The sequence below is a fragment of the Streptomyces sp. NRRL B-3229 genome (genome assembly GCF_000719505.1).
Lineage (GTDB): Bacteria > Actinomycetota > Actinomycetes > Streptomycetales > Streptomycetaceae > Streptomyces > Streptomyces griseorubiginosus.
In genome coordinates, this window is sequence record NZ_JOGP01000115.1 from 1 (window position 1) to 630 (window position 630).

Genomic DNA, 630 nt, shown 5'->3' on the forward strand with positions numbered 1-630 from the left:
CATCCACGAGATCGCATCCGACGGCAAGGTCACCCGCTCCCAGACCTTCGAGGTGCCCTACTCCTCGATGGTCCACGACTGGCTGGTCACCCGGGACCACTTCGTCTTCACCATCTCGCCCATGATCGCCGACCCCGAGCAGCTAAAGCGGGAGGAGCAGTACTTCGTCTGGGACCCCCACCAGGGCACGTACGTCGCGATCATCCCCCGTGACGAGGGCGTGAGCGGCATCCGCTGGTTCCGCAGTGAGCAGCTCATGGAGACGCACTCGCTGAACGCCTGGACGGACGGTGACACGCTGGTCGCCGACCACTTCACCACCGGGTCCGGCTGGTTCTCCCAGTTCCCGAAAACGACCGTCGGCCCGCTGCGAGCAACTGCTTGCCTCACCCGGTGACATGCCCCGGGTCGACCCGCGGATCCTGATGGAGAAGAACCGCCACGCGTGGGTCGGCGGCATGAACCCGGACGTCCCGATGTGCGAGGTCGGCCCGATGGGCCCGCCGTTCAACTCCCTCATCCACCGCGACGACGACACCGGCGAGACGGCCTTCTGGGCCCCCGGTGAGCACGCCGCGCCGGAGGAGCCGGTGTTCGTGCCGAAGTCGGCGGACGCCGCCGAGGGCGAGG

At 68.1% G+C, this 630-nt stretch carries 2 protein-coding genes; both read left to right on the forward strand.

Annotated elements, in window-relative coordinates; genetic code table 11:
- The coding region (locus IF54_RS43820; protein ID WP_234439179.1) for a carotenoid oxygenase family protein at window positions 1-397 on the forward strand (397 nt) is incomplete at its 5' end.
- 1 nt (window position 398) lies between these two features.
- Window positions 399-630 (forward strand): carotenoid oxygenase family protein (locus IF54_RS43825; RefSeq protein ID WP_234439180.1); only part of this gene is annotated, 232 nt, incomplete at its 3' end.